This is a genomic window from Devosia sp. ZW T5_3 (assembly GCF_044987315.1).
In the GTDB taxonomy this organism is placed as follows: domain Bacteria; phylum Pseudomonadota; class Alphaproteobacteria; order Rhizobiales; family Devosiaceae; genus Devosia.
In genome coordinates, this window is sequence record NZ_JBJDRE010000036.1 from 1 (window position 1) to 5,243 (window position 5,243).

Consider the following 5,243-nt stretch of genomic DNA (forward strand, 5'->3'; position numbering starts at 1 on the left):
ATGGATAGATTGGGGTTCTTCGCCCTTCGCCATCCCAATCACAATGTCATTCCCGCGAAAGCGGGAACCTCTGTTTGCTTGCTTCGACATCACGAAACGGAGGTTCCCGCTTTCGCGGGAATGACACCGTGGGTGGACGAAGCGGGTGCATCACACCCCTCAATCGATCAGCAATTGCACCTTGATGCGATCGTCGAACGACCAGCCGCCCAGTGAGAGGACGCCGCCGGCGGCGTCGCGGACGATGGGGGCGGTGCGGATGGCTTCGGCGGGAGCGGTGACCTTGAAGCCTAAAAATTCTTCGAGCCGGTGGCGAGGCAGGTAATCGGCGACGCTGGCGGTGAGGTCGCTTTCACCCGAGCCGTTGATGATCAGGAAGCGTTCGTCCCAGATCAGCTCGGCATGGGGGCGCAGGATCGCGTCGGGCGGCACGGCGCGACCCGGCTCGCGGGCGATCACCACGGCCTCGTCCTTGAGACGGATGACGCAGCCCAGAACGGTGGTGGATTTGGGCAAAGCTCCATCGGCAATCGATTGGCGCAGCCGTTCGACCTGCCCCAAGGCGCGCGGCTTTTGCCGGCCGCCGACAATATTGAGGACCCGGCCGAGCACACGCACGGAAATGGCGGGACTGAGACCGATAAAGCCGGCCAGTTCGATCCGCGCCGAGCCGAAGCCATCCAGCCGCACCATGGCGGCAAAACAGCTCTCGGCCATCTGCGCAATGGCCGCATCGGCTTCGGCCATGCGGTCGGCAAAAACCGCGAGTGCCGCGGCGTCTAGCCCCAGGCTTGTCAATTGCGGCAGAGCCTTGCGCCAGCGCACGCGTTCATAATGCTCGTCACTATTGGACGGGTCTTCGGCCGGTACGAAACCCGCTGCATCCACGATTGCCCGCAGAGCCGCCGGATCGATATCGAGCAGCGGGCGGTGCACGATTATGCCCTCGACCACAGCCATGGCCGACATACCCCTGAGGCCCTCGATACCGCTGCCATGGGCCATGCGCATCAACACGGTTTCGGCTTGGTCGTTGCGATGATGGGCGGTGAGCAGAACGGAAATCCCATCCTGTGCCATTGCATTGCCGATCAATTGGTAGCGGGCGATCCGGGCCGCTTCCTGCAGGCCGGCCACGGGCTTGGTCGCACTCCATTTGAGGCCGCTGGCGGCGACGCCCAGCTCTTTGGCCGCAGCGAGTACCATTTTGACTTCGGCGGCCGCCTCGGGGCGCAGACCGTGATCGACCGAATAGACGTGCAGAATGGGCGCGTTGTCGCGGGCGCTGGCCCAGCCATGGGCCAGCAGCAACAGCGCCAGGCTATCGGCGCCACCGGACACGGCCAGCCCGATCGCCTGTTCCCCGGCGACGGCAGCAAAGAGCTGGTCCAGCGCTGCCGCGTCGTCGAGGCTGGGGGTCAAGCGGGCGGGCATTCGGCCTTGGTCTTTTCCTCGGCCAGGCGGCCTTTGACGGCATCAGGCAGCGTGGTGTAGCGGCGATCGACTTCGGCAAAGGTGCGGCAGGCGGTTTCGCGCTCGCCGGCGCCCGATAGCGACATGCCCAGCTTGAGCAGCAATTCAGGCGCTCGCGGATTGTCCGGCGCCTTCTGGAAGGCATTGAGCAACACATCGGCGGCTTCGCTATAGGCCTGGCGCTGCAACAGCGCATCGCCCAGCCAATTGGCGGCGTCGGTAACCTGGGGATTGTCCGGGTACAGCTCGATGAACTGAGTGAACTGATCCTCGGCAAAAGCGTAGTCGCCGCGCGCCAGGGCCTCGTAGCCGGCGCGGAATTGCGCGTCGGCGTCTGGATTGTCCGAGGGGCCGGCGGCCGGATCATAGGTCAGGTCCAGCGGCTCGCCCGTGGTCAGGTCCGTACCGCCCGTGCGGCCGGTGCCGACCAGCGGATCGTTGGAATTGCCCAGATCGTCCATCGGCGCGCTGCCATCGTCGAATGTGGGGTCGAACTCGGTTTCGCCGGGCAATGGCTGGACGCCCTGCGCGGGAATATCGGTCAGCGGCACATTGGATTCGTCAGCGGGGGCCTGCGGCGACACCGGGGCCGGCGTCGCGCCGCCCTGCTGGGTCGCCGCATCAGGTTTTCCCGGCGCACCGCCTTCGAGCGCCTGGAAGCGCGCGGCGTTCTCTTCGCTCTGGCGCTGCACCAGCGTTTGCATCTGGGTGAGCTGGAAGGTCAGGCCCTCGACCTGGCCATTGAGCGAACGGATCTGCTCCTCGAGCTGCTGGATGCGCAGCATCAGCGTTGCCGTATCATTGGCCTGTGCCATCAAAACGGGCGGCGTCTCGTCGCTCAGCATTCGGCCCACAAGGGCCGGCGGAGTGGGCAATCCGGACTGGGCGAAAGCCGGGGCGGCCACGCCGAGGGCCAGCGCCGTCACCAGCACCAGCCGCGCCTTCAGATGATTGGTCGTCGTCAAAGTAATAAGCCTCCAAACGCGCCGTGACTGCACGATGCACCATGAACCTTTGGAGGCCAGGCAATAAAGGCCAATTTTGGTCAAAAGAAAGCGCCCGGGCCCTTTTCGGGGCTCCGGGCGCTCTTGCCTCCAGTTTGCACTGGATCGCTTCGGCCTTGCCGATTGGCAGGGCCGGTTTTGTCTTACTGGACCACGGTGACCGCGCGGCGGTTCTGGCTCCAGCAGGAAATGTCGTTACAGATGGCCACCGGGCGTTCCTTGCCGAAGGACTGGCTGGTGATGCGCTGGCCATTGACGCCCTTGGAGGTCAGGTAATTGACCACGATGGAGGCGCGGCGAGCGCCCAGGGCGATATTGTATTCGCGGGTACCGCGCTCGTCGGCATGGCCTTCGATCATGATGCGGTAGTTCGAATATTGGTTGAGCCAGGCGGCCTGCTTGTCGAGGGTTGCCATGGCGGTGGGGGTGAGGTTGCTCGAATCGGTTTCGAAGAACACGCGGTCACCGACCGAAACGAGGAATTCCTGCTGGCTGCCGGGGGCGCCGCCGCCGGGGCCCAGATTGCCGACACCGGTCGGCATCGCATTGGGGGTGCGGGAACAGGCCGCAATCGCGACGACGAAGAGCAACATTGCGAATGCGCGCAACGCGGTGTTGAGGGGTGCGGAAATGGCCAATGGAGGCTCCTGAAAGGCTTACAATCTTAAGCACGGCATTTACCGCGCTTATTCTTAAGACCGCGTTTGCGTGTCTGGTTAATGTTTGCCTATCCCGGCACAAATGTGGCGGAAATCCGGGCTTTTTTGTGATGGTGCAGATTAGCCACAGAGGGGACGGCCAATCACGTTAAGGTTAAGTGGGGCAACACGAAATCACTTTCGTGCTGCCCCAAGCACTTAAGCCCGCAGCCCCGACCAGGCTGGATCCGATGCATAGCCATCGGTCGGGATGGTCAAAAGATTGCGGCCCCAGATATCGATGCTCATCAGGCGCGGGCCGTCATTGCCGCCCGGATCCTGGAAGAACATGATGACGCGCCCATTGGGCGCCCAGGTGGGGCCTTCGGCGTGGAAGCTGGAATAGAGCATGCGCTCGCCCGAGCCATCGGGATTCATCACCCCGATATTGAACTGGCCGCCGGATTGGCGGGTAAAGGCGATTAAATCGCCGTTGGGCGACCAGACCGGGGTGGAATAGCTGCCCTGGCCGAAGCTGATGCGCTGCGCATTGCCGCCGTTGGAGCCCATCATATAGATCTGCGGCGAGCCGCCCCGATCGCTTTCGAACAGGATGCGGCTGCCATCGGGCGCATAGGAGGGGCCGGTATCGATCGCGGCGCCCGAGGTGAGTTGCATGGGCTGCCCGCCCCCGGTGCTGACCGAATAGATATTGGTGGCGCCGCCCTGCTCGACCGAGAAGGCCACGGTGCCGCCATCGGGCGAAAAGCGCGGCGCGAAGGTCATGGCGCCGACGGCGGCCAGCTGCTGCTGGCGGCCGGTGGATAATTGCAGCAGGAAGACCTGCGGATTGCCATTGGCGAAATTCATATAGGTGACCATGTCGCCATTGGGCGAAAAGCGCGGCGTCAGCGCCATGGAACTGCCATCGGTCAGATACTGCGAATTGGCGCCATCCTGATCCATGATGGCCAGCCGCCGCACGCGATTGGCCTTGGGGCCGCTTTCGGCCACATAGATCACGCGGGTATCGAAATAGCCGCCGCCGCCGGTCAGGTTGGAATAGATGGCGTCCGAAATGATATGGCCGACCCGGCGCGAGGAATTGGGATCGGTATTGTAGCTGCTGCCGACCACCTGGGCGCCCTGGCGGGTGTCCCACACGCGCACCGAGGACGAAATCTGCCCGCCGCGCTCGACGGCGCCCATCACCAATGCGTCCACATTGGCGGTGCGCCAGGTGTTGAAATCGGGCGTGGCATTCACATCGCCCACCTGCACGGGAAGCGAGGCCGGATCGAGCGGCTGGAACAGGCCCGAACGGCGCAGATTGTTGCGCACGATCTCGGCGATCTCGCGCCCGAAGGTGGGATCGCTCGAGGCGAAATCGGGAATGGCGATCGGTAGGGGCCGGAAATTGGCGCCCTCGACCGTGATATTGAGCTGGGCACTGGCCTTGGCGGCTGCAGCCATGGCAATGCCGCCGGCCAGACCGAGCTTGAGGGCGTTGCGCCGGGTGAGAAGGGTCATTTCAGTCTCCATTCCTGCCGTTCGTTGACAATGCTGCCAGACAAAGGCGCTTCCAAGATGTCACGGACGCAAAGTGACGTTGATATTCTGCCATTGGTCATAAGTGTTTGCCGAGAGCATGCTGTAGGGACCGCAACCGGCCACCGCGCTCACCGCCTTCTGGGCGATGCCGATGGCTTCGGGCTGCTGGCTGACCGAGACGATGCGCGGCACATCGGCCAGCGAGCCATCCTGCTTGAGCCGCATATTGACGACGACTTCGGCCCCGCTCGCCTCTTCATTGGGCAGCAGATACCAGCACTGCTTGATCTTGGCGACCAGCGCCCCGATCTCGGTCTGGCTGAGGGTGGCCGAGGTGCCGGTGGTGTCGCCCAAAGTGGGTGAACCGCCCTGCCCGGTCGTCGCCCCGGTCGTATTGTCCCGATTGATGATCGAGGAAATATCGTCCGCCAGCGCGGAATCGAGCTGGGCCGGCTGCGGCGGATTGGGCTGCGGGTTCGGCGCCGGTGTCGCGGGCTGCTGGGCCGCAGCCTGGCGGCGGCGTTCCTCTTCCTCGCGCCGGCGGCGTTCGGTTTCGGCGGCGGCAAATTGCTGGCGC

Annotated in this window: 4 protein-coding genes and 1 pseudogene; all 5 read right to left on the reverse strand. The window is 64.0% G+C overall.

The window, feature by feature from the left end; all coding sequences use genetic code 11:
- Positions 1 to 159: 159 nt before the first annotated feature.
- Positions 160 to 1,434 carry a tRNA lysidine(34) synthetase TilS gene (tilS, locus tag ACI3KW_RS23060; protein ID WP_404850031.1) on the reverse strand — a complete coding sequence of 425 codons (1,275 nt, stop codon included), beginning with the start codon at positions 1,432 to 1,434 and terminating at the stop codon, positions 160 to 162.
- Positions 1,419 to 2,438 (reverse strand): tol-pal system protein YbgF, encoded by a 1,020-nt coding sequence (ybgF, locus tag ACI3KW_RS23065; RefSeq protein WP_404850032.1) that lies wholly within the window; start codon positions 2,436 to 2,438, stop codon positions 1,419 to 1,421. The genes tilS and ybgF overlap by 16 nt, the downstream gene beginning before the upstream one ends.
- 182 nt (positions 2,439 to 2,620) lie before the next feature.
- Positions 2,621 to 3,109, reverse strand: a complete 489-nt coding sequence (gene pal, locus ACI3KW_RS23070; protein ID WP_113120222.1) for a peptidoglycan-associated lipoprotein Pal — start codon at positions 3,107 to 3,109, stop codon at positions 2,621 to 2,623.
- A gap of 225 nt (positions 3,110 to 3,334) precedes the next feature.
- The gene (tolB, locus tag ACI3KW_RS23075) at positions 3,335 to 4,645 is read right to left on the reverse strand and encodes a Tol-Pal system beta propeller repeat protein TolB (protein ID WP_404850033.1); all 1,311 of its coding nucleotides are present in this window, start codon (positions 4,643 to 4,645) and stop codon (positions 3,335 to 3,337) included.
- Positions 4,646 to 4,705: 60 nt separating this feature from the next.
- Positions 4,706 to 5,243: pseudogene (locus ACI3KW_RS23080) on the reverse strand (hypothetical protein); the annotation flags it as partial.